Genomic DNA, 25289 nt, shown 5'->3' with positions numbered 1-25289 from the left:
AATACGAAGGCTGGGCCTCCTACTGGCATCAGCGGATCATGCGCGAGCTGGACCTGACTTCGGAGGAAACGATCGAGTACTCCAAGCTCAACTCGTCTGTCGTGCAGCCGTCACGCCAAAGCCTGAACCCTTATTATCTTGGCCTGAAGATCTTCGAAGACATCGAACGCCGCTGGGACCGTGACAAAATGTTCGAGGTACGCGAGCTCGACTCCGACATTTCCTTCATCCGCAGCTATCTGTCGAAGCAGCTGGTTAACGACCTTGACCTCTATGTATTCGAGAAAAAAGGCCCGGAGTGGAAAATCACCGACAAAGCCTGGGAAAATGTCCGTGACCAGCTCGTGCTGGCCCGGGTCAACGGAGGCTCTCCTTACCTCGTCATCCAGGATGCCGACTATGAGCGCAACGGCGAGCTGCTGATCGCCCACCGCTACGAGAGCATCGAGCTTGACCTGAAATATCTGGAGCGCACCCTCCCGCATATCTACTCCCTCTGGGGACGCACCGTTCATCTGCAGACTGTCGTTGAAGACAAAAAAGCCCTCTTTACCTATGACGGGAAAAAGGTGCAGCGGAAGTTTATGTAGGTTAAGACTTACAAGCGGTTAAAAAGGCACTATCAGCTGGCCATTTCCTTAATTGGGCCAATGATAGTGCCTTTACTGTTAATATTGCATTCATCTAAGCCAAATGTACGGGGCTGAACGGATCTGTCAGCAGGCTGTCTGCTTACCCGCACTCAGCTTTTCTAACGCAGGCAGCTATTCCCCCAGCAAAAACTGCATCGTCCGGTCGCCGCTGCCGGGCAGATATTCATGCCCGAAGTCCGGATAGACGACCAGCTCCTTGGTTGCGGTGATTTTGTTGTAGGCGGCAAACTGGGTGGATGGCGGGCAGATGGTATCCATTAGCCCCGTGATGAACAGCACCTCACCTTGAATACGGGACGCCAGATGCTGCAGGTCGATATAACCCAGCTTCTCAAACACCTCGTCCTCCCGCTCATGCAGCGGATCGAACTTGCGGAAATAGATGCTCAGCTCGTGGTATGCATCCTTGGCCAGATCCATTTCCCATACACGCTTATAGTCACAGAGGAACGGATAGGTAGTTGCAGCTTTTTTCACACGCGGCTCGAGTGCGGCACAAGCGATGGTCAGAGCTCCGCCCTGCGACCCGCCCATGGCATACACCCGCTCCGGATCTACTCCGGGAAGCTCAAGCGCAATTTGAGCCAGACGCACGGTATCCAGATAAATGTGGCGGAACAGCAGATTATCCGGATGATCGTCCAGTCCGCGGATAATATGCCCGTTATGCGTGTTGCCTTTCACACCGCCTGTATCTTCAGACAACCCTCCCTGCCCGCGGCAGTCCAGTGCCAGCACCGAAAAGCCCAGCGAGACATACGCCAGCTTATCCTGCCACTCGCCGGAATCACCGGTATATCCGTGGAACTGCAAAACCGCCGGCTGCGGCGTACTTACCGCTCTCGGACGAAGGTATTTGGCATGGATACGCGCACCGCGTACTCCCGTAAAGTACAGATCAAAGCATTCCGCCTGCGGCGTCTGAAAAGGACTCGGAATCAGCTCAAGCTGCGCTTCAACTGCAGCAAGCTCCTCCAGCGCGCGTTCCCAGTAAGCGTCGAAGTCAGCCGGACGCGGGTTTCTTCCCTGGTATTGTTTTAACTGTTCTAGCGGCATATCTACTAATGGCATTTGCAGAACATCCCTTTCAGCAATAGGTATATATCCTAACCCATTATAGATTCCGCCGGGAATGATTGGTATTAGATGATCTTACGAAAAAAACGTTTGCCAATTGCTTTGCAGGCAGCAGCTCACAGCAATGGCCCGCCAGCACGGGTTCCGTGCGTCGCGGGCCTGATCCGGCCGGAAGCCCAAACATTCCCGCAGTGCAGCCCCTTCACCCGGACAGTATTTGCCCCGCAGCAACAACGTTAAAGTCCGATTTTCACGCCCGCACCCTCACAGGAATGTAAATCTCCATCACCGTATCCACCCGCGAATGGCAGCGCTCATCGTAGAACTCGAAGTCCAGCTTATCCTCGTCAAACTCATAGCCGCTGGCCGGGAACCACTCCTCAAAAATATATTTCCAGGTGCTCCTGATCACCTGCACGAACACATCCGGATCGCCATTCTCTGTTCCGTCCACCGGTGGTGTGGTGAACACCGCATACTCTGCGGCCGGTACCTCCACAGTCAGCATATCCGGCGTCACGCTAGAGAAATCTTCGACGATTACGCCCAGCAGATACACAGCATTTCTGTCACCTGAGGCCGGCACACACAGCCCTACTTCACCGTGTCTTGGCGGATTAAGAATACTGTACACTTTGGCTTCCAGATTCTCCCCTTCATACTGGCTCCAGAACGAAGCAATATCCTTTGTATAGCTGCTGTCTGCCACATTCGTCTCAATGCCGTAGCCAGCTGTCTTGAAAGCCGGCTTAGTCACAAAAACAGGATTCATTACATACCCTCCGATCTCAAATTCGGGACCGTTCTGAAGATACCCGGCCATCCGCGCTGCATATTGCGAGGGGGTGTAACCGTGAGCCTTGCGGAACGCTTTTGTGAAGCCTCCCGGGGTTTCAAACCCGTAATCCAGCGCAATCTCCGTCACACTCCGTCCGCTGAACAGCTCCACTGCCGCCAAAGACAGCTTCCGGCTGCGCACGTATTCCATCACCGTCATCTCCTTACACAGGCTGAACACGCGGCAAAAATGATACAACGAATAACCGGCCACAGCGGCGATCCCTTCCGCAGTCAGATTTTCCTTAATATTTTCCTCAATATAATCGATGCATCGTTCTATATCCTTACTGTAGTTCACTGAGCAGCCCAGCCTTTCCCGTACGGTACTTTTATTATAGCAACCCGCCGCCCGGAGGACTGTTCCTGTTTTGCTGGAATGGAGATTCACGCAGCATTATTAAACCTGACGCACTGTGGTCAAGTTACATGAGGTATAGTCAGCATAAGAAATATAACCAATAAACCCTATATGCAGGAGGATTACTTTGATGGCACCAAAAACAAACGCTCAGCTGGTAGCCGAATTTCACTCATTTATCCCCTATGTCCAGTCACTGGAAACTTTAGACGTTACCCTATGGGAAAATCCAATCAGGGACGGTAAATGGTCACTTAAAGAGCTGCTCTGCCACATGATGCGCTGGGATCAGTACTTCTACGAGGAGGCTTTTGCGAAAGTAAAAGAAGGTCAGCCGGTGACCGCGAAGCATCTGAACTTCAGCGAGTTCAACGCCCGGGCGATCGAGTATGCACAGACCGTAACCGTGCAGGAGGTAATCCGGCAGTTTGTGCTGTACCGGGGCCTGATTGTTGCCGAAATGACCGATATCTGCGATGAGGATTTTATGCGGACGTATAAGGACGGGGATGGCAAAACATTCAGCTGCCGCGGACACCTGCGGGGCTTCCTCCCTCACGACAAGCACCATAAGAAGCAGATGGAGCAGTACATTCAGTCTCAGGCCGTCACCAAAAGCTGATTTTCTCCACCACGTATCCGGGTGATCTCTGCACACACTTGCCGCCGGGGTCTGCACATACCGCTTCCGGCCCTTCCTACCAGTCTTAACTGCACTTTGTACAACTAAAACAGCCCTTTTTTTCCGCAAAATCCGTTTAACTGCACTCCGTACACTTAAAAAGCCGAAAAAAGCCTATATAGCCTAATCCGGGCAAATTTAGCTGCACAAACTACACTTATATCGCGAAGACACCCATTTTTGCTCGTTTTAGTTGCACAAACTGCAGCTATATCAGCAAACTCAACTCTCCTCAGCAAAAAAATCCTGCCCCTCCCCCTCTAAAGGGGAAGAGCAGGCAGCTCCACGTGGCCATCCGCTACATTACAGCAGCACATGGTTCTCCACATTTACCGGGTGGATCAGCACCCACATATAATACAAAGCCTTGGCGGCTTTGGCCCGGGTAACCGGCAGCTTGGGCTCAAGTGCGTCAGCGTAAGACAGCTCGCCCCGCCGGATTCCTTTTTCCGCTCGGAAGAGTCCCCGCTTGTAAGCAGCTTCGATCTTGGGCAGCAGCTCCGGGTCAACCTGATCCGTATCCGTCAGCTGCTCAAAGGAGACAAGCGGGTAATACATGATCCCTCTCTGCTCCGGGGGCAGATAAGGGGCATAGCCGGGATCGTCCGGGCCCAGGGCATCCCCGTTATAATCGGTCATAAAGCGCGGCTTCCCGGTAAAAGCTGCCTGATAAGCATCCCAGAGCATGACGCCCATCACTTCCCTCGTCAACGCGTCTGCTCCAGCCACAGACGTATAGTCTGCCAGCACCGCAGGATCAAGCTTCATTACTTTACCCAGTGCTGCTGCAGACTCCCCAACAGTAATCAGGCCTTCCGGGTTAAACCGGCCTTCCTCATCTGTACCAAGCACACCCAGCTGAATCAGCTTCTCAATCTGATTCCGGTAATACGCGCCAGGGCCGGACACGATATCGGGGGTAATCTCGGGATACACAGCTGACCAGTCCTGCGACCGTATAGCTGCATGCACCGTAGGCTTCAGCATACCAGCAATCCGGGCTGCGTCGGCATCCCCCTCTTTTCCCAGCTCAGCAATCAGCGTAACAACCATCCGGGCAAACTGCTTGGACAGGGCTTCCTTGTAGTGGGTGCCGTCATTTTTGGAGGAGGGGTGGCCGCCCGCGTAGCTGCCGTCATTGGTTTTGCCCGGTGTCTCTCCGGCTTCAACCGACATAAAAATCGCCGTTACCGCTTCAACTCCAAGCTCATTGTAATACTCCAGGCTGGCCTTATTCAGGTCGATGAGCGGGACTCCAAGCTTCCCGGCCAGTTCTCTGAGGATAACGGGGAATTTCCGCTCCGCAAAAGAATCCTTATATACATGCCCCGGCTGCGCCGCTCCGTCTGTCCTCGACATTGGGGTCAGCAGTACAGGAATCATCCCCCGTTCGCGTACAGCCGGAATATAAATTTCCTCCACATAGGTACGGTACATTTCCTCGGTCGAGCCTCTGCCGAACCTTTGCTCCTCATCCTCTGACTCGTCGTTATGGCCGAACTGGATCAGAAGATAATCGCCTGCCCTGCCGGTCAGCAGAATGTCGTTGAACCGCCCCTCGTTATGTGCGCTTTTGAAGGAGCGTCCGCCCTGTGAGTAATTGACTACCTGAACCTTTTCCCCGTCAAAAAGCTTGCCGAATACCTGGCCCCAGCCGGACATCGGCGCTTCCTCGAACACATATGATTTTACCGTCGAATCCCCGAGTGTAAAAATAACCGGCAGTTCCGCAACGGTACGGTGCTTGCGCCCGATTGGCATCAGTACCAGCTCCGCAATCCCCACCGTCACACCCGGCCGCCGCGGCTCGAGCTCAATATCCAGATACTCGCGGCCGCTTACATAGTCGTATGACCAGATCTTCCCCTGAGTTTGCGGCCGGGTAAGGTTCGGCACAAGCCGGGCTGCGTCCCAGTACTCCGCCTGGCTGAGCGCGTCAGCGTTCATGCCGGAAACGGCGATGATTGTATCCTCAGGGGCAGAGCTCAGCGTGACCTGAACCTTATAGGCACCGCGGGGAAGCTTGACACGAAAAGCCATGCCGCCGCTGCCATGACTGCCTGGCTCCCCACTCTGCACTTCCGTCCCGCTGTCTGCCTCCGGCTCACTCAACTCGAATCCTCCATGAGCAGCCGAAATCTGCGCACGGTTCACCCGGCGCGGCGGCAAGGCACCGGTCTGCTCCACAAATCCGTAACTGCCGGTATCCTCATACCGCACTGCACCGGTCTCCCGGTCGTAGGGAACCGTTACATATCCGGCCTTCGGGACGCTGGTGAAGTTGTAACGGTATCCCGCCTGCTGCTCAGATTGTTCCGGCTGTTGTCTAATGCCCGTCCCCATAGTTCTCCACCTCCAGCGATGCCAGCAATAGCGGCCCCACTCCCATCGGGGTATCTGAAACAACTGCCTCAGAAATGTAGTAGTCATAAGAACCGTTGCGGTCTTTGCTGAGTCCGGCTCCGTTGCAGATTTTATGCAGATGAAGACCTTCGTTGTCCTCTGTGACCAGATGCTTCATGATTCCGTCATAGCCTTTCAGCATACCTTCTCTAAAAGAACGCTCCAGATAGCCCAGTCTCAGACCTTTAGCCATGGCATAGACGAACATGGTTGAGCCGGTCGCTTCCAGGTAGTTGCCCTTGCGTCCCGCCTGATCCAGCACCTGATACCAGAGGCCAGTCTCTTTGTCCTGCACCTCCAGAAGCGCACCGCACACCCGCTGGAAAATGCCGATAATGGTCCCGCGCTGCGGATGGGTCACCGGGAAGTGCTCCAGGCAGTCTACGCAAGCCATTACATACCAGCCCATCGCCCGGCTCCAGAAGTGGGAGGATAAGCCTGTCGTGGAATCGGCCCATTCCTGCTCCTTCGATTCATCCCAGCCGTGATACAGCAGCCCGGTACGGGGATCGCGGGTCCGGCGCTCGATCAGCAGCAGCTGGCGGGCCGCCTCGTCGATCAGCTCGGGACGCTGGAAGACTGCGCCGAACTGGGCCAGGAACGGTGAAGCCATATATAAGCCGTCCAGCCACATCTGGAACGGATAGACCTTTTTGTGCCAGAAGCCGCCTTCCGAGGTGCGGGGATGGCTGATCAGCTGCGCTGCCAGCAGGTGGGCGGCTTCGGCGTAGCGCTGCTCTCCGGTTTTCTGGTAGAGCAGGAACAGATTTTTGCCCTGGTTGATCTGGTCGAGGTTGTATTCTTCCAGCCGGTATGTCCGGATTGAGCCGTTCTCCCCGATGAAGCTGTCCATATGCCGCTGCATATAATCGAAATACTCCGGCTCACCCAGCTGAATCCCGGCTCTGGCCATTGCCAGCTGCATCATCCCCGGAACATAAGCCCAGCGCTCCAGCAGATAAGCATGCTCACCTTGCTCATTACACTGCCCGAGGATGGTGTCCGCAATCCTGCGGGACCAGCTCAGGGTACTCACTTCGGTTGTAGGCATTCTTCATTCCTCCTGTCGTTTATCTTGCATATAAGTCAGTCGGCAAGCTGCCCGCGCAGCCACGCAAACGCCAGCCCGCCGTGAATCTCATGCCCGCCCGGGAAAAAATCCGCCCCGACCTGCCCCGCATGACCGGCCGCTCTGTAAATCTCCTGCAGTCTGGCTAACGCCTGCCTGGCTCCTTCCGGACCGAACAGCGGATCGGCAGCGCCTGACTCCAGGAACAGTCCGCGCGGCGCAATCAGGCCCAGCAGATCAGGCATCTCGGCTTCCAGCAGAATCCCCGGAATGTAGTTATCCAGGCAGTGGTTCCGCGAGAGAATACTAGCCGCGAACGTATTGGCATAACCGCTGACTACCGCGCAGGCGATCCGTTCATCGAGCGCCGCTGTGAACCCGGCCACCAGCCCGCCGCCGGAAATCCCCATAATGCCGGTCTTCCCGCTGTGCACTTCATTGCGGGTCTGGAGATAATCGACAACCCGCATCGTCTCATAAATGCGGTAGCCCGCCATTGTCTGCCCTGCCATTAGCAGTGCGGAGGACAGGCGGAAGCAGGAGTTTTTGCCCGGCTCGCCGCTTGCACGGTCTTCGGCCAGCCGCCGGTCACCGAAGCCAAGCACCTCCGGCGCGGCGACAACGAATCCCTCTTTGACCAGGGATACGGCAAAATCCTTATGCAGTCCCGGGTCACTCTGCCGCTCAGAGCCGTCCGGATGAAGCCCGGTAATCTCCCGGCTGCCGTAGCCGTGCCCGTGCACGGCGATAACGGCAGGCGCCGGGGAGGCAGAAGCCTGCTCCGGTATCAGCAGGTACAGCGGCATGCGCAGTCCCTTATAAGTGGTGATCTCGATCCGCTCCCGGACATAGCCGGAGCAGGCAACACGCTCCAGCAATACGGGTTCAAGCTCCGCGTGCCGCTCCGGGAAACCGCCCAGCTTCTCCGTGAAGGCAGCGGCAAGGCCGGATCTCCACTCGCTGAAAGGAACATTCCCCCGGTAAGCCGAGCTGCGGGGCGCGGAATCCGTCAGCCTGTTCATATATTGCTGCAATACATCCATGCGTTGTCCGCCTCCTCAAGTGGAGCCTGCGTTAAGCAGGCGTTTAATACCCCTCCGGATGCCAGCCGCCGAGGACGTTCAGCACCCGGTATTCCGCTGCTTCCCCGGCATTCAGCTGCCGGGACCAGGATACTCTTGCCTCAGGATTGGCCCCGGGGCCGCTGCTGGCAAATTCCTCATAACGGCTTGTTGTTTCCCGCCCAGGCTGCCCCCAGTTGTGCCAGCCTTCCGGGGTAACAGAAGCATCCATAATGGTGCGGATAAAGGCCACACGGGCAAAGTCCCGCCAAGGCCGTCCCAGATACACTTCACTTACACCCTCGCCGCCGGTAATCCGGCAGTCCAGAAAGACATAGCCGAACCGCGTGTTTTCCGGAGTGGAAGCAGCTGTAATGTAGCCTCTGGAGCGCTTGTTGTGCAGCTCGCAGCGGTCGAACAAAGCGGTGGCCGCGCCGAAAATATAATCCACATCGCCTTCAATATAGCAATTGTCGTAATATTGTCTGCCTTGGCCGGTATAGAGGGTGTCCTGGTCGCCAAGCAGGCGGACACGCCGGAAGACAGCCTGGTCTGCGTCGATAAAAGCGGCTACCGCCTGGCCTGTACCCGGACCGGAGGCATTGCGGACGGTCAGATTCTCGGCGGTGAAGCCTGCGGCAAAAACATTCAGCGTGCCCGATCTGAATGTACCAAGCGGCTCGCCGTCCGGGCCGAGCGTATGCGCGTTATCCGGCCAGCTGAGGATCGTGGAATGCGAATCCTCACCGAGCAGCAGAATGGGAGGCAGATGCTGCCCTACGGTGATTTTTTCTGCATAGACACCGGGCTTAATGCGGATGGTGACCGCTGAACTCTGCTCCGGCGGAATAGAATCCAGCGCCTCCTGCAGGCTGCTGAACGCTTCGGCGCTATTTTTTGAAACGGTAATAAGCATGTGCGGCTCCTTTCATAACCAACTGAATGTATTCTATAATAGCCGTATCGGCCTGTAGAAAAGAGGAGATTCATGACCAGCGTAAGCAGCCCTAATCCCAAATATCATATTGCAGACGGGCGCTGCAGCATTCAGCATATGAAGCGCAAAGGCATTACTGCCATGCCGCGCCCGCACAGCCACGAGTTAACAGAGCTGTATTATCTGCTGGAGGGGGAGCGCGTCTACTTTGTCGATGACAGGGTGGTCACCGTTCATAAAGGTGAGCTGATCCTCATCCCCGGCAACGAGCTTCATGCTACAGCCAGCTCCGAAATCGCTGAATTTGAGCGGATTCTGATCAATTATGACCCGGCCCTGCTCCCGCCGGTGCTGCGCAATAGAGCGCAATGGTTCAGCAGCCGCGGCTACCGCCTGTTCAGGCTGACGCTGCGTGAACAGGATGAGGCGGAAAGCCTGCTGAACCGGATGCTGGAGGAATGCCGGCTGCAGCGGCCCTTTTATGAGACGTCCATTATCACACTGCTGACGGAGCTGATGATTCTGCTTCAGCGTTCCGAGACCACCTCACAGGCCGGAGCAACCAGGCATCCGCTTCACCAGCTGGTAACAGAAGTCGCCACCTACATCCGCGATCATTACCGCGAGTCGCTGACGCTTGAGCAGACTGCCGGGCATTTTTTCATTAGCCCCTCTTATTTAAGCAGGGTCTTCCACCGCCTGACAGGCTTTCACTTCCGGGAGTATATCGTGCATATCCGGGTCAGGGAAGCGGAGCGGCTGCTGTCCGGTTCTGCCGGTAAAATCCAGGAAATCGCCTCGGCAGTCGGCTTCGAGCATCTTTCCCACTTCAACAAGACGTTTAAAAAATCAACCGGGCTGACTCCGCTTCAGTACCGGAAGGAAGCCAAAGCCCGGCCCGCCTCCGGCTCATTTAGTACCCGGGAGAACGCGGACGGTGACATTATCCTAACTCCGGGTGAGTAACAGCTCATCCGAATCTGTAATGGTGACATTGCTGCATTTTGTAATCTGCAACGCCGGCAGCTGCGCAGTCTGCAGCCTGATCCCATCAAGCTTCAGCCCGTCGGCATTACGCAAAATGATGCCCCGCTCACTGTCTGCGCGGAGGTTCTCAACAGTGAGCCCGGCCAGCGGCAGCTCAGGCAGCCCGTTCACCAGCAGCGCGGTATGCGCTCCCTGGCAGACGATACTCCGCAAGGTGATATCCCGGAACTGCGGTGTTTCCTCAGTCACAGGCAGCAGCTGATCATCATGTCCCTGCGAGCCCTCGACGCCCGCATAGAACATATGGAAGGAGACCGCTTCATGAATGATGCCGCTCATGGTGATGTTCTCCATGACAATATCCTCGACCACCCCGCCCCGGCCTCTGGCGCTTTTGAACCGGAGGCCGATGTCCGTGCCGATGAACAGGCAGTCATTAACCCGGACGGCATGCACACCGCCGGACATCTCGCTGCCGATGACTACGCCCCCATGCCCGTGATACACGGTGCAGTGGCGGATCGTAATATACCGGCAGGGTTTTCCCAGCCTGCGGCCCTCTTCATCCTTGCCTGATTTCAGGCAGATCGCGTCATCCCCGACATCGAAGCTGCAATGTTCAACAAGCGCGTGACTGCAGGATTCCAGATCAATGCCGTCCCCGTTCTGCGAATACCAGGGATTGCGGACCTGGACATTTCGTACCGTAATCTGCTCGCAGGCCATCGGATGCAGGCACCAGGCAGGCGAGTTCTGGAAGGTCGGCCCGTCCAGCAGCACCCTGCGGCAGTTCCGCAGGCTGAGCAGTGTCGGGCGCAGATAATCACGCGCCGGCAGATAGACTTCCATAGCGGTTTCCCCGCTCTCTTGCAGCTTGCGGACATATGCCTCGCCTTCCATTGCTGCACGGGACGGCCACCAGATCTCCCCGTCCTCATCCGCAACTCCGCCGGTGCCGGTCAGCTTCTTCCACTGCAGCTCTGTCATTTTGAACCGCTTTACCGGACGCCAGCCTTCACCGCTGCCGTCAAAAACCCCCCCGCCTGTAATGGCTACATCGCTTAACCCCTCACCGTCCAGCGGTGCCTGGCAGCGCCAGCCGGAATTGCCTTCATAAAAGGAAGGCAGCAGCGGATATAAAGAGGAGTCGGACACGAACTGCACCATCGCTCCCCGCTCAGCATGCAGATTAATCCGGCTGTGCAGGGTCAGCGGCCCGGTACGCCAGAGGCCCGGAGGAATAAGAACCGTTCCTCCTCCCGCTGCAGCACAGGCATCAAGCGCCCCCTGAATGGCCTCGGTACTTAATGACAATCCTCCATCGGCCGCGCCGTAATCTTTTATATGAAAAGTCTGCTCCGGAATCTGCGGAAGCTCGGGCAGCGGATAAGCCTCTGTTTTCTCATTCATACTCATTTTTTTGCCTCCTCCTATTCAAGCCCTTCATAGCTGAACCAGTCGAAATCAGCGTAATTGCTGCTTTCTGCACCCTGCGAGCTGGCATACATGCCAATATACGCTCCCGTAAAGCCTCCGGCCAGATCAGTGCTCAGCACCGTTCCGTCCGCCTTTTCATGCAGCGCCGTCCACTTGTCTGCCTCGGAAGTTCTGTAATAGAAGCTGTATTCCTGCCCCTTTGCCTGGACCTTGAACTGTACTTTATTCCCGGCATACGGCTTCGATGCGAGCAGCTGCTCACTGCCGCCCCGCCGCTCAATCAGGCGGAGCACCTGCTCGCCCGCATCCAGACCCAGCTCATAGCGGAAGTGGTAATTTTCATTTTGCAGCAGCACAAGCCCTGCAGCCTCTCCTTCCTGCGCCGGACTAAAGGCCATCTCCGCCGCAGAACGGAAGCTGAGATGCTGCTGCCTTCTTCCCACGTAAGAAGGATTAGCTACCTCTGACAGCTTTTCCGGCTTCAGATGCAGCCGCAGATGTCCAGGATTCTCGGTAAGGCTCCAGAATTCACCGCGCGGGGTCCGCAGGAAGTTCCAGATCAGGCCCAGCTCACCGCTGGCAAAATCATCGCGCGCCGGCAGCTCCGGCCACTTCGTCTCCGGCAGATCGGGTGCGGCCGACTCGAATTCCAGCACGCCTTTGCCGGGATTCACTACAGGCCACTCATTCTCCCAGGCCACCGGGGTGAGGAAGGTTTCGCGGCCCAGATTGCGGTAATAGCCGCCGCAGGTGCGTGAAGCCAGACAGAACATCCACCAGTCGCCATGCTGAGTCTCAACCAGCTCACCGTGGCCGACGTTAACGATCGGGTATTGCCGGCCGAGATGCCGGTGGGTCAGAATCGGATTGGCCTTGTGTCCTTCATAAGGTCCGGTTACGTTTTTACTTCTGGCGATCGTAATCGCATGGGTATGCCCGGTACCGCCTTCGGCAATCAGCACATAATACCAGCTGCCGATCCTGTAGATATGCGGACCTTCCTGGGCGTGGGCCACTTTAAGCGCCCCTTGCCAGATGCTGATTTTGGGTCCGACCAGCCTGCCTGCCTCAAGATCAATCTCCTGCAGCCAGATGTCCATATGCTTCGGATAATCCTGCCCTTCAGGCGGAACACGGTTACCGGTGTAGTACACCTTGCCGTCTTCATCAAAGAACAGCGAGGAATCAATCCCCGGAGCATCCTCCAGCCACACCGGATCGGACCAGTCGCCGGCAGGATCAGTGGCAGTGACATAGAAGTTATGCTGGTTTTTGTCATTGTCTACATAGGTCGTAATCATATAAAAGATTCCCTGGTGATAGCGCAGCGTCGGCGCCCAGATGCCCATGGAAGGAATCGTATGGTCGAGGTTCAGCTGTGACGGCCGGTCAAGCACATGTCCGAGCTGCCGCCAGTTGACCAGGTCCTTACTGTGGAAAATGGGAACACCGGGGAAAAATTCAAAGCTGGAAGTGACCAGATAATAATCCTCACCGACACGGATAGCTGAAGGATCAGGGTAAAAGCCCGGCATGACCGGATTACGGAATGTTCTCAATACAAGAAGCCTCCTTAAAAGCGGGTAGTATGTAAGCACCACCAATTATAGTTCGCACAGATTCAACTTTCTTGCATTTTCCATGCCCTATTTCTTCATTTTTATACTTTCATGCTCTAAATCCGCTTTTTCACTGCTTGTCAGAAGCTTATCTGTCACCATAGAATGGGAGTAGCAGGTTTTACACAAAGGGGCGATCTGTTTGGGAAAACGAAAGCGCTTGTACACCCGTTTCTTTATAAGCCTGACCACAATATCCGTCTGCTGCATTCTTGTACTGGCGGTGGTCATCTTTTTCTGGTACCGGAATATATCGATAGCGAATGTCAACAAAGCCAACCGGAATGTGCTGCTCAATACTGAAACCGTATTCATGAATTATAAGGAGATCGTCCAGAATTACACGATGGATTTCTACGCCAATCCAAATATCAATGCGCTAATGCTTAGCGGCGATACGGGCTGGAGCGACCAGCTCTACAGTGCTTTGAGCCAGATTAAAGGCGCGCTGGTGGTTAACCAGTATCTGGAGAACGCTTATCTTTTTGGCGTAGATGAGCCTGTTGCGATGTTTGAAAATATGCCGCTGAGCCCGGAATCCAAGCAGCAGCTGGCGGCGCGGATGCGGGATAGCCGGATTGTCGAATCCCCGTTTCTGTGGGATGCTGTGCAGAACAACGGTGCTCCTGTAAAGCTGATGACGGTGTTCTACAATGACCGGGCCTTTGCAGACAGTGAATATTACGGGGCTGTTGCTTTAACTGTGAATCTGTCCAAGCTGCAAAACAATCTTTTCACACAGGCTGAAGGGGAAACGACACGCTATGCTGTGCTGGATACGAACGGTACAGTGCTTATGCACAGTGCGCTTTCCGGCCAGCCGCTGGAATCGGGGATGCTGGAGCAGGTCGTGAAATCTTCTCCCGGTCAAGGTTCCTTTGTCTATAGGGGAGCCGTCGAACCCCGGCTGGTTACCTTTGTCTATTCCCTGCAGGATAAGCTGTGGTTTATATCGGACACTCCCTATAAAGACAGCATCCGGGATATTTCCAGTGCCCGCAACCTGATGATTACGCTGTGTCTAAGCCTCATTGCGGCAGCAGCAATAGTCTCCGGCCTGATTTCACGCCGGATGTACCAGCCGATCGGCCGGCTGTTCGGCAACATCATCCACCTGTCCGGCAATGAGGAGGCGCTAAAGACCGGCAGCGATTTTGCAGCGGCCAGCCAGGAGCTGGAGCTGATCGGGGCACGGCTGAACCAGCTCAAAAAAGAAAGTGACGACAGCGCCCTGATGCGCTGGCTGCTCTCCCCGCACCGGGCTCCGGATGAGTCGGTCAATCCCAATATGCGCCTGGGCGCAGCCGGCGGAGCATACTGCGTCTGCGTACTGGCCGTGCTCGAGGAGGCGCCGGCTGCCGGGCTGCAGCAGATTTGCGGCGCAGCGGTAGAACAGATCCGCACGGAATTCTCCGAGATGGCCGCTGTGCAGGCCTTCCAGCCGCATGAAGGATCGGCCGTCCTGATCCTAAGCGAGCAGCTGAGCGGAAGCTTTGGTGATTATGCCCTGTACCGGGCCAATTGGGAGGCCTTGGCGGTCCGGCTTAACGAGCCCAGCTCCCGCTGCGCGCTTGGAATCAGCGGATTGGCGGAAGACCTCAGCCTCCTGAAGCCCAAATACAATGAAGCGGCTAGCGGACTCCAGTACGTCAAATTCCATGACCAGCGGAACATCATTTTTGCCGATGATACAATCCACCTGAACAGCAGCCCGGTTCCTGACAGTACACTTGAACCGGTGCTGCAGGCGGTCCGGCTGCCGGAGCAGCGCAGCCATATCCCGCAGGCCGTGGAACGTCTGCTTGCCGTAGTGACCAGCTACCGGATAGAGCAGGCTACAATCGCCGTTTCAAGGCTTGCCCTGGAGCTGGAACGTACTGCCGGACTGGGAAGTGATATCCGGCACTCCGGCTTTCTGGATCATTACCAGGTCATCTGGCAGATCCAGAGCTACGGGAGGCTGCGCGGCTGGCTGGAGGAATGCTGTTATACTGCGACTGGACGGATCGACGGCATGAGCGCAGTCCAGTCCAGGAGTATCGCGGCTGAAGCCATCAGCTATATCAGAGAGCATTACAACGATCCAAGGCTGTCGCTTAACTCGCTTGCCGAGAAGCTGTCGCTCAGCCCTGCCTACCTCAGCCGGCTGATCGCCGATGAAGTGGACAGCAGCTTCCCCGACTTCGTCAACCAGATCCGGCTGGAGCAGGCACAGCTGCTGCTGGTAAATGAGCTTGCGCTGGACATCCGGCAAATCGCCGAACAGGTCGGATACAACAGCAGCACCTATTTCACTACACAATTCAAAAAACGCTACGGGGTAACGCCGTCCAAATGGCGGATGAACCACATTCTGCAGTCGCACGGATAGCAGGTGTGCTGGGATAACCGTGGATTCTACGGATAGCACCGATAGCACCGATAGCGCCGACAGCACGGATAGGCACGTTTATATACGTATTACCTAGCGCCACAGCAGCTATAATTATTAAGGGGATGCTTCCACAGCCATGAGCTGTCAGAAAGCATCCCCTTTTGCAGGAGTAATATAGGTTAATGGGATTTTTCCCTCTATTCCAGTCAATTCGCACCCCCTGCGCGCCCCATTAGTGGGATTTTTCCCTCTATTCCAGCCATTCCGCACCCCCTACGCGCCCATTAGTGGGATTTTTCCCTCTATTCCAGCCAATTCGCACCCCCTGCGCGCCCATTAGTGGGATTTTTCCCTCTGCTGCTACCAATCCGCCCTCTATGTCCGCCATTCAGTGGGATTTTCCACGATACCCTTACCAAGCCAAAAACAAGGATAATTATTCCAACTTATCCCTAAAACAGTCCCTAAACACCTCATTCCTACCCCAAAAGCAGAAAACTGAAGCCTTTTACGTTTTTTTAAGCCCGCAGATTCCGCTTTTTTTAACTTTTTTCCGTTTATTTTGGTAGCGTTTACATATGTCTGCGATTTATGCTTTGCCATGTAAAGCGTGCTGCCAAGGCACGGGAAAATGACAACGCTAGCACAAAGGAGTGACTGTTAATGATTCAAGAGGCTGCACCCGGAACACCGGTACGGCAGAGCCCGGTCCCCAAGACTTCCCGTATCGGAAGCCTCCGCAAAACGCTGAAGCGCGACAGCTCGCTGTATCTGCTCGCCCTGCCGGGCATCATTATTCTGATCCTGTTCGCTTACCTGCCGATGAGCGGCCTGATTCTCGTCTTCAAAAACTACAACTATAATGACGGGATCTTCGGCAGTCCGTGGGCAGGCTTCTCCAACTTCGAGTTTTTCTTCTCCAGTATGGAGGATGCCCTGCGGGCCACACGCAACACGGTAATGTTGAATGTGCTTTATATGCTGACCGGCACCTTCTGCTCCGTTGCGATCGCCGTCATTCTGAATGAGCTGCGCAGCAAGTGGTTCATCAAGGTAACGCAGAGCGTGATGTTTTTCCCTTATTTTATCTCGTGGATTATTATCGGGGCAATCCTCTTCTCCCTGCTGGATTATGACAAAGGCATTCTCAACCAGCTGCTTCAGGCGCTCGGGCTCAGTCAAATGGACTGGTACTCCAGTCCATGGCTGTTTGTAGTCATCCTGGTGCTGGCGAATATCTGGAAAAGCGCCGGCTATGGCGCCATCATCTACTATGCCGTGCTGCAGGGTATTGATACCTCTTATTATGAAGCTGCCAAGATTGACGGGGCTTCCCGGTGGCAGATTATTACCAAAATAACCGTTCCGATGCTGATTCCTTCCATTATATTAATGACCCTGCTCGGGATCGGCGGGATGCTGAAGGGCGATCTGAGCATGATTATGGGCGTCACCTTCCTCAATCCGCTGCTGCTTCCGACCACCGATATTATCGACGTTTATGTCTACCGTACAGCCATCCGGTCCGGCGAATTCGGCTTCGCTTCAGCCATTACCCTGTACCAGTCGGTCTTTGGCTTCATTCTGGTGCTGCTGGCCAACAAGCTGGCGGGCTGGTATGACAAAGACAGCAAACTATTTTAGGAGGCCAGAATCATGCCCGCTACTGAAAATAAAGGCCTGCTCGTTTTCTTTTACATCTGCATCGCTGTATTCTCGGTCATCTGCCTTGTTCCGTTCGTGCTGGCGGTGTCCGGCTCCCTCTCCACCGAATCGCGGATTGCTGCCGAAGGCTACTCCTTCTGGCCGCGCGGCTTCAGCCTGGAAACCTATCAGTTTCTGTTCGGCTCCAAAGCCGAGCAGATCATACGGGCCTACTCCATGTCACTGGTTGTAACCGTTCTCGGTACGCTCACCGCTGTGCTGGTAACGACCGCCTATGCCTACGTCATTTCTGTCAAAGGCTTCCGGCTCAAAAACGTTTTCGCCTTCTTTGCCTACTTCACTATGCTGTTCAGCGGCGGAACGCTGCCTTGGTATCTGCTCAGCACCAAATATTATCATCTGGGGGATACGCTGCTCGGACTGTTCATTCCTTACGTGCTAAGTGTCTTCCTGATGTTCCTGATGGCCAACTACTTCCGCAGCATTCCGCATGAGATCGTGGAGTCGGCGCAGATTGACGGTGCTGGCCACCTGAAAATCTTCTTTAGCATTATGATTCCGCTCGGTCGGGTCGGTCTCGTCACCATCTCCCTGTTCTACGCACTGCAGTTCTGGAATGACTTCTATCTGCCGCTGATGCTGGTAACCGACCAGGAGCTCTATACGATCCAGTATCTGATGTACAACATGATGGCCAACATCCAGTTCCTCGCTTCCGGCAACGCCGCACAGGTTGGAGGCGCGATTATCGCTCCGCCGCTGGAAACCGCCAAAATGGCCATGACCTGTCTGACTGTTCTGCCGATCGCTATCCTGTACCCTTTCCTGCAGGGCTTTTTTGTCAAAGGGATTGTGGTCGGTTCAGTCAAAGGCTGATTCCTGCATCATGCCGCCGTACGGATTGCTACAGGCCTGTGCCCCCGTGTCCCGACTTGTTGTACAATGGGAAAGGGAGCACAGCCGCTGCAATATATGCTTCATGAGTACATTCTAGTTCAGGAGGGTTCATCATGAAAAAGAAAAAAGGTTGGTTAAGTCTGCTCCTCTCCGCTGTGTTCCTGTTAAGCGCCTGCTCTCAGGGCAATAATGAAAGCGCTAACTCCGCTGACAGCGGCAATACGGGCAATGAAGGAACAACACCTGCAGCTACAGCAGACAGCGCAAATAACAGCAGCACCCTGGCACCGGCCAAACTCAAAATCGTCCTCTACGGCGATGAGTCTAACCGGATGAAGGAGCTGGCCAAGACCGAATTCTATGATGTGGTCAAAAAAGAAATCAATGCCGAGGTGGAATTCCAGTTCCTGCCCTGGACCGAATACGGCGGCGGCAAAACCGACCTGATGCTCTCAACGGGCGAGGATTTCGCCACCTATACCGACACCAATTACATGGTAAAATCAGTAGCCAAAGGCCTGTATGCCGATCTTACCCCATATGTCGCAGCTTTACCGGATCTGAGTAAAAATGTCGATGAAGCTTCCTTTACCGCCTTCCAGCTGAGCGGCAAGCAGTACGCGATCCCTGTAGGCAATAAACCGAACTCCGCCGAATTTTACAGCGTGCTTGTCCGCCAGGATCTGCTGGAGGAGGTTGGCATGACCCAGGTGACTTCCCTGGCCGAGCTTGAGACTTTTTATGATAAAGTCCATGCCGTTCATCCCGAGCTGGTCGGATATGCCGGTACGGATGCGCGCAGAATGCTGCTCTATGATTACACTGGCCAAAACCTCTACTGGCAAAATGATTTCATCGCGCTTGATGAATCTGTCCAGGATGACAAGATCATCAGCTGGTTTGAAACCGAAGAATTCAAAGCTTATTCGAATCTGATGCGTGGCTGGTATGAAAAAGGCATTATTCCAAAATACGCCGCTACCAATGTGCCGCAGCTGCAGTCCGACTGGAACTCCGGCAAGGCGATGTTCTGGGCCGGAACTGCAGCCCGCCCGTTTGAAGGTGCGGCTACGATTTCCCAGGCCGTTCCTGACGCCAAGCTGGTCAACTATTTCCTCGGCACCGGCCGTCCAAAAATCAGCCGCGGCACCTACAGCACAGCCTTCTTTGTCTCAGCCGCAGCCAAGGACCCGGAGCGGTACCTCATGTTCTTCAACCTGCTGCAAAAAAAACAGGAGCTGTATGATCTGTTCGCCTATGGTATTGAAGGCACCGACTACACCCTGGATGCGAACGGCCGTCTGACCAAAATCACCACCGATTCGCTCATTCCCGACTGGCTGCTGATGAACAAAAATTTTATCCGCTTTGACAACACCGTGCCGGACGATTTCATCGCCGATTACAAAGCCTGGGATGACGGAGCCATCATTTCCAAAGGTGCCGGCTTTAACTTCGACAACACACCGGTCAAGAATGAGGAAACCAAGCTGAACGGTGTATTAACCGAATACCTAGCCCCGATCGGCAGCGGCTTCAGCGATTATGAGACCGCCTTCCCGAAAGCGCTGGAGCGGCTGAAGGCTGCGGGTATCGACAAATATATCGCCGAGTACCAGAAGCAGTTCTCGGAGTGGTACGCCAAGCAGCCGCGATAAGAATATCGCATGTCAGCGGACAAGCAAAACAGCGTGCCCCGGTTATGGGCACGCTGTTTACTGTATGCTAGGCATTCTGTTCCTGCTGCTTATGCTGCATCGAGTGCGACCGGACGATATATCCGATGACTACAACCAGAACCATACAGGTGATCATTAGACTCCATTTGAGCGCCGGTGAATGCTCGAAGAAGGTATGGAGCCCCTTTTCCTCGGTAATCATCTTGGCTGCATTGTAAGCAAGTACGGCTGAACCGATATAGACGATCCACTGAAAGCGGTCGATCACCTTGATAAACAGCGTGCTTCCCCATACAACAATCGGCACGCTGATAACAAGTCCGATAATAACCAGCGGGATATGTCCGTTCGCTGCACCTGCAACCGCTATAACATTATCCAGACCCATGGCGGCATCAGCCAGAATAATGGTCCAGACAGCGCCCATCAGCGTCTTGCCTGCCTTAACATTTCCATCTTCGTTATGATCGGTCAGCAGCTTTACCGAAATCCATAGCAGCAGCGCGCCGCCGATGGCGAAAAGCCAAGGAATCTGCAACAGCTTCACGACGAGAACCGTAGCAATAATACGAATGATTACTGCACCGGCGGTGCCCAGAATAATCGCTTTTTTCTGCTGTCCCGCATCCAGGTTCCGGGCAGCCATCCCGATTACGATCGCATTATCTCCGGCCAGGAGCAAATCCACAAATATAACATTGGCGAGCGCGATTAAAAACTGCAGGCTGAATAAATCTATTCCACCCAAAATAAGTCCCCCTAAATATATCTCCAGGTGCAAAGCACGACGATCATGCTTATGCTAATACTTCTTCCACACCCTGACCTGAGGTCGGATTGTAGATCCCTTCCGCTTCACGTTTTTCTCCAAACACATCGCTTACAGAGAAACGTACATATTTGACGCAAATTCTATTCTTGTACGCATAAACCAGATGCAGTAAGCCGTCCTTCGACTGGTACAGCGTTGGGTATTCATGCTGTGTATTATTGGTTTTGTTTTCTACGCCGATGTAGCCCTCTGCCGCTTCAAATACACGGCCGACCGGCCAGGTTTGTCCGAAATCCTCAGAGACGGAGACGGCAACCGGATTTCTCAGCCCGGGCCATGCCACTTTTCCAAACTCCGGATTACGTGCTGCGTTAACATTATAGGCAAGGGCAATTTCACCGGACTTAAGCCGGATTGCACTGATGCTTGCGTTATTATTTGGCAGGGCTGTCTTTTGCGGCACGGACCAGGTATCGCCAAAATCACGGGACTCACTGCTGTACACATTGTCCGCAAAACGGCTGCGCATAAAGGCAACCAAATGCCCGGCTTCCACTTCCACCACATTCGCATGTACACGGCCGTTGCTTTCCGGCATTCTTACTTTTTTCCAGGTTTGGCCCTGGTCATCAGACACACGGAATTCTGTCGGGTCATTGGTCAGCCCGTCTGCCGAGTCTTCACACAGCCAGGTTGCGAACAGCCAGCGGCCGTTGCTCAGAACCTGAATAGCCTGGCGTGAGAATGTGCCTTCCTCTGCGAAGAGGACTTCCGGCCCGCCCCAGGTCTGACCTTCATCGTCCGATTTCTGAACCATAATAATGGAAGTAAACTGCATGTTGTCTTTACCTTCCTGGCGGCTCAGCTGCGAGGTGTAAATTAACCAGATGGAGCCTTCAGGTGACCGGAAGAACGCCGGGTTTTGCTCACTGCGGTCCTCACCCTTTGATACCGTTACAGGAACAGACCACACTTGGGTATCCGGATCAAGCTTGGACACGACAATCGAAATATCTCCGCTGCCTTCAAAGCTGCCGGCAAACCAGGCGCAGAGCAGGCCTCCGTCTACGGTTTCGATTAGGGCAGGTGCATGTGCTGTTTTATTGCCGCCTGTCGGGATTAACCCGAAATCAACATTCAGGAATTCATCATGATACACAATGCCGTTCGGTTCAGAAGCTCTAACCCTTGGTAAGTTTGCCATTGTACAATCTCCTCCAAATCGTAAGTTATTCTACTTCCAGTTTGATGACTGCTTTTGTAAATTCCAGCGGCTGACCGATATGAAATACGGCTTTATGCCCGTCCCAGGGAAAGCACACATAGGCCATACCTTCTGTAATCTTCATAAAATGCCGCGTCTCGCCTTCATACTTTTCAACATCCCGTTCGCCGCTGTAAGGAATGGCAACTGTAAGATTAGCCAAATCCTCTAATGCAGCATACTCACTGCCCTCCAGTACAACCTGCACATCAATATATTTCCGGTGTGCTTCAAACTGCGCTTCGGCTAAAGGTTTGGTTGTGCCTGTCTGAAAGAAGAGATAGCCTCCTTCAAACGGATAATGCACTCCGGCTTCCCGCATCTCAATAGCCTGCATAGCAGCAAGTGCTTTATCGATATTAGGAAGGATAGGCTGGTAATTTGCCAGACGGTCAATACGTTCAATAATCATCCCTGGACAAGCTTTCTACCTGTGTATTTTCGGCTAGCCTAATGGCATAATCAATTGCATTTTCCAGGCTCAGCTCACTTGCAGTCCATTTGCCCGCCTGGTCAAAGGCTGTGCCGTGGTCCACTGAGGTGCGGATAATCGGCAGGCCGAGGGTAATATTCACTCCCTGAACAGCTTTCCAGGAGCTCGTCTCCTGATCATAGACAAATCCGAGCAGCTTCAGCGGGATATGACCCTGGTCGTGATACATGGCAACAACGATGTCGAACATTCCGCCATGCGCTTTGGAAAACAGCGTATCCGCCGGCAATGAGCCATACACATTAATACCTTCCGCTTTAGCTGCTTCTACTGCCGGATTAATATGCTCGATTTCTTCGGTACCGAACAGGCCATTTTCACCACAGTGAGGGTTAAGCCCGGCAACGGCAATCCGCGGATTGGTAATCCCTAAATTTCGGCAGGCAGTGTCAGCAATCCGGATCACATCCAGCACACGCTGTTTAGTGGCTCTGTCACAGGCTTCACGTAAAGAAACATGTGTGGAAACGTGAACTACACGCAGGTTGCCGTCAGCCAGCATCATCGTATATTTCTCAGTATTCGTCAGATCCCCATAAATTTCGGTATGGCCCGCATAGTGATGCCCTGCCGCATTCATTGCTTCTTTATTTAGCGGGTTCGTTACCGTAGCATCAACTTCCTTGGCCAGTGCCAGCTCAATCACTTTCTTGACATACTGGAAAGCAGCGTCACCGCCGGTTACTGAAACCTCGCCGATTTGAAATCCTTCCATATTGACCAGTCCCAGATCAACCATATCGATCGTGCCGTATTCATAGACGCCATCCTTGGGGTTCTCCACTACATTCACCTTTAAATCCAGCTCGGGATGCTTGGCAAGATAGAATTCGATAACCGATTTATCCCCTACAAGCAGCGGCTGACAACGGTCGTACAGTTCAGGCTTCTGAAAACTTTTGATGGATATTTCAGGACCGATGCCGGCCGGATCTCCCATAGTAATACCGATGATTTTTTTCATTGTCCGTCTCCTTTATTTCATGCCGTTGGCTTGGTTTGCAGCAATAACGTGACGAAGAGCTTCAAAACCCTGCTCTGAAAGCTGATTGAACGGTGCACGGCACTTACCGACCGGGAAGCCCAATTCAGCAACTGCATATTTCACGATCGTGTTCGGATTACCATACTTGAAGCAATCTCTGAAGGAACGGATGGAGTCCTGATATTGGCGGGACGCCGGAATGTCACCTGCAAGAAATTGTTCATAAATCTGGGCCATGGTGAAGGGATACACATTAGAGCAGCCGGCTACCCCGCCGTTACCGCCGGCGAGCAGGGTCCACAGGATAAGCGAATCATTGCCGGACAAGACGGCAAAGCCTTCCCGGTCCCGCGTCTGCTCAATGTACTGAAGAATGTTATCAAAGTTGCCGCTGGAATCCTTCACACCGATAATATTGCTAATTTTACTCAGCTTGCCCACGGTTGCAGGGGCAATCGCATTACCGGTACGTGCCGGTATATTATAAAGCACGATCGGCAGGTCCACTTGTTCAGCAACGGTTTTGAAATGGGTATACAGCTCATCCTGGGAAGCTGCTGCGAAGCCGGGCGTGATAATGGACAGAATATCTACTCCAATTTCTTTTGCTTTATTGGACAGGCGGATGGTATCGAGTGTACTGTTAACCCCGGTAGAAGCATACACAGGAATCCGGCCGGCCACTTGTTCCACTGTCGTTTTCATAATTTCACATTTTTCTTCTTCGGACAGGATATAGCCTTCACCGTTAGTTCCAAATACAAAGACCCCGTGTACACCGTTATCAATCAAGCGGTCAATCTGAACTCGCAGCTCCTCATGATTAACGCTTTCATCCGGATTCATTGGTGTAATAATAGGTGTGATAATGCCCTTAACTTCTGCCATATTCATTTCCTCCCTCTATAGTACTTCCCTGTAAATGTTTCTTGCATCATCCGGTGTCACTTCGCGCATATTGTTAACAAGGAGACGTGTCACCTGCATCCCGGCTTCAACCAGTCCCTCCAGATCACTTTCCGGTACATTAAATGACTTCAGGCTGGTTGGAATCTCCAGAACATCCACAATCCTCTCAAGCTCAGAAATGATAAATCTGGATTTTTCAGCTGTAGACAGCTCATGGTTACCGCCTCTTACTACACGGTCATATGCTCGTGCTAATTGTTCCTGAATAGCCGGCTCATTAAAACGCATTACAGGTGTCAGCAGGATGGCATTTGAAACCCCGTGCGGAATGTGATATTTGCCGCCGAGCGGATAAGAGAGCGCATGAACGGCTGTTGTACCTGAAGAAGTAATTGCTACACCTGCATAGAATGAGCCAAGCAGCATCTTATTTTTCGCTTCAAGCGCTTCCGGATTGGTACAGGCTTCAATAACATTATTCATAATCAAATCAAGGGCTTCCAGAGCAAAGGTATCGCTAAAAGGGTTAGCCTTAGCTGAGGTAAAGCATTCAATAGCATGGCATAAGGCGTCTACTCCGGTTGCTGCTGCGATGTGCTTAGGCAATTTTTTAATTAAACGGCCGTCCAGAATGACATAATCAGCAATCATTGCAGGATTGACAATCCCGACCTTCAGCTCTTGCTCCGGTACAGCCACAATGCTGTTTGGAGTTGCTTCGGAACCGGTTCCGGCAGTGGTCGGAATCATCAGGGACAGCACCTGCTTTTGGGCAAGCAGCGGGTTATCCAGCAGATCCTTCACGGTGTAGGCATCTGTTGCCAAAATGGAAGCGAGCTTGGCTACATCCATTACACTGCCGCCGCCGACTGCAATAATGAAATCAGCATGCTCGTTTTTGAACCGGTCTACGATCTCTTGTGCCTGAAGATAGCTTGGCTCTGCAGGAATTTCAGAAATGATGCTGTATGCAATCCCTTTGTCTGCAAGAATCTGCTCCGGAATCCCTGTTAAGCCGGCATTCAGTACACCCTTGTCTGTAAAAATAACGGCTTTCTTAATATCCGCTGTCAGGATGGCTCCCAGCTGCTCCAGTGCATGCTGGCCTGCGAAAACATTTTTAGGCAT

The 25289-nt window shown here is 53.8% G+C and carries 21 protein-coding genes and 1 pseudogene; 7 read left to right on the top strand and 15 right to left on the bottom strand.

Annotation, left to right across the window (positions count from 1 at the left end):
- Nucleotides 1-5 precede the first annotated feature (5 nt).
- Nucleotides 6-590: pseudogene (locus tag NST84_RS08890) on the top strand (SpoVR family protein); the annotation flags it as partial.
- Nucleotides 591-764: 174 nt separating this feature from the next.
- On the opposite strand, the gene NST84_RS08885 reads toward NST84_RS08890, so the two are convergent.
- Nucleotides 765-1724 (bottom strand): alpha/beta fold hydrolase, encoded by a 960-nt coding sequence (locus NST84_RS08885; protein ID WP_342565234.1) that lies wholly within the window; start codon nt 1722-1724, stop codon nt 765-767.
- 256 nt (nt 1725-1980) lie between these two features.
- The gene (locus NST84_RS08880) at nt 1981-2868 is read right to left on the bottom strand and encodes an AraC family transcriptional regulator (protein WP_342565233.1); all 888 of its coding nucleotides are present in this window, start codon (nt 2866-2868) and stop codon (nt 1981-1983) included.
- 190 nt (nt 2869-3058) lie between these two features.
- On the opposite strand from NST84_RS08880, the gene NST84_RS08875 reads away from it, so the two are divergent.
- Nucleotides 3059-3550 (top strand): DinB family protein, encoded by a 492-nt coding sequence (locus NST84_RS08875; RefSeq protein WP_342565232.1) that lies wholly within the window; start codon nt 3059-3061, stop codon nt 3548-3550.
- 363 nt (nt 3551-3913) lie between these two features.
- Here the strand turns inward: NST84_RS08875 and NST84_RS08870 are convergent, their stop codons facing one another.
- The 4 genes from NST84_RS08870 to NST84_RS08855 are packed head-to-tail and all read right to left on the bottom strand — an operon-like array spanning nt 3914 to nt 9059.
- Nucleotides 3914-5953, bottom strand: a complete 2040-nt coding sequence (locus tag NST84_RS08870) for a GDSL-type esterase/lipase family protein (protein ID WP_342565231.1) — start codon at nt 5951-5953, stop codon at nt 3914-3916.
- Nucleotides 5937-7064, bottom strand: a complete 1128-nt coding sequence (locus NST84_RS08865; RefSeq protein ID WP_342565230.1) for a glycoside hydrolase family 88 protein — start codon at nt 7062-7064, stop codon at nt 5937-5939. The genes NST84_RS08870 and NST84_RS08865 overlap by 17 nt, the downstream gene beginning before the upstream one ends.
- A gap of 35 nt (nt 7065-7099) precedes the next feature.
- Nucleotides 7100-8125, bottom strand: coding sequence for an alpha/beta hydrolase family protein (locus NST84_RS08860; RefSeq protein ID WP_342565229.1), 1026 nt, complete (start codon nt 8123-8125; stop codon nt 7100-7102).
- A 43-nt stretch (nt 8126-8168) separates the two neighbouring features.
- Nucleotides 8169-9059: a pectinesterase family protein gene (locus NST84_RS08855; protein ID WP_342565228.1), complete on the bottom strand. Its 891-nt coding sequence runs from the start codon at nt 9057-9059 to the stop codon at nt 8169-8171.
- 72 nt (nt 9060-9131) lie between these two features.
- Between NST84_RS08855 and NST84_RS08850 the strand changes: the two genes are divergently transcribed.
- Nucleotides 9132-10046, top strand: coding sequence for an AraC family transcriptional regulator (locus NST84_RS08850; protein WP_342565227.1), 915 nt, complete (start codon nt 9132-9134; stop codon nt 10044-10046).
- On the opposite strand, the gene NST84_RS08845 is transcribed toward NST84_RS08850, so the two are convergent.
- Nucleotides 10029-11483 carry a glycosyl hydrolase family 28 protein gene (locus NST84_RS08845; protein WP_342565226.1) on the bottom strand — a complete coding sequence of 485 codons (1455 nt, stop codon included), beginning with the start codon at nt 11481-11483 and terminating at the stop codon, nt 10029-10031. The genes NST84_RS08850 and NST84_RS08845 overlap by 18 nt on opposite strands.
- Nucleotides 11484-11497: 14 nt before the next feature.
- Nucleotides 11498-13063: a glycoside hydrolase family 43 protein gene (locus NST84_RS08840; protein WP_342565225.1), complete on the bottom strand. Its 1566-nt coding sequence runs from the start codon at nt 13061-13063 to the stop codon at nt 11498-11500.
- A 202-nt stretch (nt 13064-13265) separates the two neighbouring features.
- Between NST84_RS08840 and NST84_RS08835 the strand changes: the two genes are divergently transcribed.
- Nucleotides 13266-15494 (top strand): AraC family transcriptional regulator, encoded by a 2229-nt coding sequence (locus tag NST84_RS08835; RefSeq protein WP_342565224.1) that lies wholly within the window; start codon nt 13266-13268, stop codon nt 15492-15494.
- A 378-nt stretch (nt 15495-15872) separates the two neighbouring features.
- On the opposite strand, the gene NST84_RS08830 is transcribed toward NST84_RS08835, so the two are convergent.
- Nucleotides 15873-16100, bottom strand: a complete 228-nt coding sequence (locus tag NST84_RS08830) for a hypothetical protein (protein WP_342565223.1) — start codon at nt 16098-16100, stop codon at nt 15873-15875.
- Between the two features lie 60 nt (nt 16101-16160).
- Between NST84_RS08830 and NST84_RS08825 the strand changes: the two genes are divergently transcribed.
- The 3 genes from NST84_RS08825 to NST84_RS08815 all read left to right on the top strand — a co-directional run bounded on the left by NST84_RS08825 (nt 16161) and on the right by NST84_RS08815 (nt 19717).
- Nucleotides 16161-17141 (top strand): ABC transporter permease subunit, encoded by a 981-nt coding sequence (locus NST84_RS08825; RefSeq protein WP_342565222.1) that lies wholly within the window; start codon nt 16161-16163, stop codon nt 17139-17141.
- A gap of 12 nt (nt 17142-17153) precedes the next feature.
- Complete coding sequence (locus NST84_RS08820) at nt 17154-18038, top strand: carbohydrate ABC transporter permease (protein ID WP_068720592.1); 885 nt, start codon at nt 17154-17156, stop codon at nt 18036-18038.
- Between the two features lie 134 nt (nt 18039-18172).
- Nucleotides 18173-19717 (top strand): DUF3502 domain-containing protein, encoded by a 1545-nt coding sequence (locus NST84_RS08815; protein WP_342565221.1) that lies wholly within the window; start codon nt 18173-18175, stop codon nt 19715-19717.
- A 67-nt stretch (nt 19718-19784) separates the two neighbouring features.
- On the opposite strand, the gene NST84_RS08810 is transcribed toward NST84_RS08815, so the two are convergent.
- Genes NST84_RS08810 through NST84_RS08785 form a run of 6 tightly spaced genes read right to left on the bottom strand, consistent with a single transcriptional unit; the run spans nt 19785 to nt 25289 of the window.
- A complete protein-coding gene (locus NST84_RS08810; RefSeq protein ID WP_342565220.1) occupies nt 19785-20486 on the bottom strand; it encodes a TerC family protein in 702 nt (233 codons plus the stop codon).
- Between the two features lie 49 nt (nt 20487-20535).
- Entirely contained in the window at nt 20536-21714 is a 1179-nt protein-coding gene (locus NST84_RS08805) for a sialidase family protein (protein WP_342565219.1), read from the bottom strand.
- Between the two features lie 25 nt (nt 21715-21739).
- Entirely contained in the window at nt 21740-22186 is a 447-nt protein-coding gene (locus NST84_RS08800) for a YhcH/YjgK/YiaL family protein (RefSeq protein ID WP_342565218.1), read from the bottom strand.
- Complete coding sequence (pdxA, locus tag NST84_RS08795) at nt 22176-23231, bottom strand: 4-hydroxythreonine-4-phosphate dehydrogenase PdxA (protein WP_342565217.1); 1056 nt, start codon at nt 23229-23231, stop codon at nt 22176-22178. The genes NST84_RS08800 and pdxA overlap by 11 nt, the downstream gene beginning before the upstream one ends.
- Before the next feature lie 12 nt (nt 23232-23243).
- Entirely contained in the window at nt 23244-24140 is an 897-nt protein-coding gene (dapA, locus tag NST84_RS08790) for a 4-hydroxy-tetrahydrodipicolinate synthase (RefSeq protein WP_342565216.1), read from the bottom strand.
- A gap of 15 nt (nt 24141-24155) precedes the next feature.
- On the bottom strand, nt 24156-25289 hold the full coding sequence (locus NST84_RS08785) for an iron-containing alcohol dehydrogenase (protein ID WP_342565215.1): 1134 nt from the start codon (nt 25287-25289) through the stop codon (nt 24156-24158).

This window comes from Paenibacillus sp. FSL R7-0345 (genome assembly GCF_038595055.1).
Classification (GTDB): Bacteria; Bacillota; Bacilli; order Paenibacillales; family Paenibacillaceae; genus Paenibacillus_AQ.
This window is presented reverse-complemented; position numbering and strand designations above follow the sequence as displayed.

Bases quoted from the DNA above. Each gene is read 5' to 3' on its own strand.
- NST84_RS08860 (WP_342565229.1), bottom strand. From the start codon at position 8,125: ATGGATGTATTGCAGCAATATATGAACAGGCTGACGGATTCCGCGCCC.
- NST84_RS08855 (WP_342565228.1), bottom strand. From the start codon at position 9,059: ATGCTTATTACCGTTTCAAAAAATAGCGCCGAAGCGTTCAGCAGCCTG.
- NST84_RS08885 (WP_342565234.1), bottom strand. From the start codon at position 1,724: ATGCCATTAGTAGATATGCCGCTAGAACAGTTAAAACAATACCAGGGA.
- NST84_RS08865 (WP_342565230.1), bottom strand. From the start codon at position 7,064: ATGCCTACAACCGAAGTGAGTACCCTGAGCTGGTCCCGCAGGATTGCG.
- NST84_RS08785 (WP_342565215.1), bottom strand. From the start codon at position 25,289: ATGCCTAAAAATGTTTTCGCAGGCCAGCATGCACTGGAGCAGCTGGGA.
- NST84_RS08800 (WP_342565218.1), bottom strand. From the start codon at position 22,186: ATGATTATTGAACGTATTGACCGTCTGGCAAATTACCAGCCTATCCTT.
- pdxA (WP_342565217.1), bottom strand. From the start codon at position 23,231: ATGAAAAAAATCATCGGTATTACTATGGGAGATCCGGCCGGCATCGGT.
- NST84_RS08850 (WP_342565227.1), top strand. From the start codon at position 9,132: ATGACCAGCGTAAGCAGCCCTAATCCCAAATATCATATTGCAGACGGG.
- NST84_RS08820 (WP_068720592.1), top strand. From the start codon at position 17,154: ATGCCCGCTACTGAAAATAAAGGCCTGCTCGTTTTCTTTTACATCTGC.
- NST84_RS08805 (WP_342565219.1), bottom strand. From the start codon at position 21,714: ATGGCAAACTTACCAAGGGTTAGAGCTTCTGAACCGAACGGCATTGTG.
- NST84_RS08815 (WP_342565221.1), top strand. From the start codon at position 18,173: ATGAAAAAGAAAAAAGGTTGGTTAAGTCTGCTCCTCTCCGCTGTGTTC.
- NST84_RS08830 (WP_342565223.1), bottom strand. From the start codon at position 16,100: ATGGCAAAGCATAAATCGCAGACATATGTAAACGCTACCAAAATAAAC.
- NST84_RS08845 (WP_342565226.1), bottom strand. From the start codon at position 11,483: ATGAGTATGAATGAGAAAACAGAGGCTTATCCGCTGCCCGAGCTTCCG.
- NST84_RS08825 (WP_342565222.1), top strand. From the start codon at position 16,161: ATGATTCAAGAGGCTGCACCCGGAACACCGGTACGGCAGAGCCCGGTC.
- dapA (WP_342565216.1), bottom strand. From the start codon at position 24,140: ATGGCAGAAGTTAAGGGCATTATCACACCTATTATTACACCAATGAAT.
- NST84_RS08870 (WP_342565231.1), bottom strand. From the start codon at position 5,953: ATGGGGACGGGCATTAGACAACAGCCGGAACAATCTGAGCAGCAGGCG.
- NST84_RS08875 (WP_342565232.1), top strand. From the start codon at position 3,059: ATGGCACCAAAAACAAACGCTCAGCTGGTAGCCGAATTTCACTCATTT.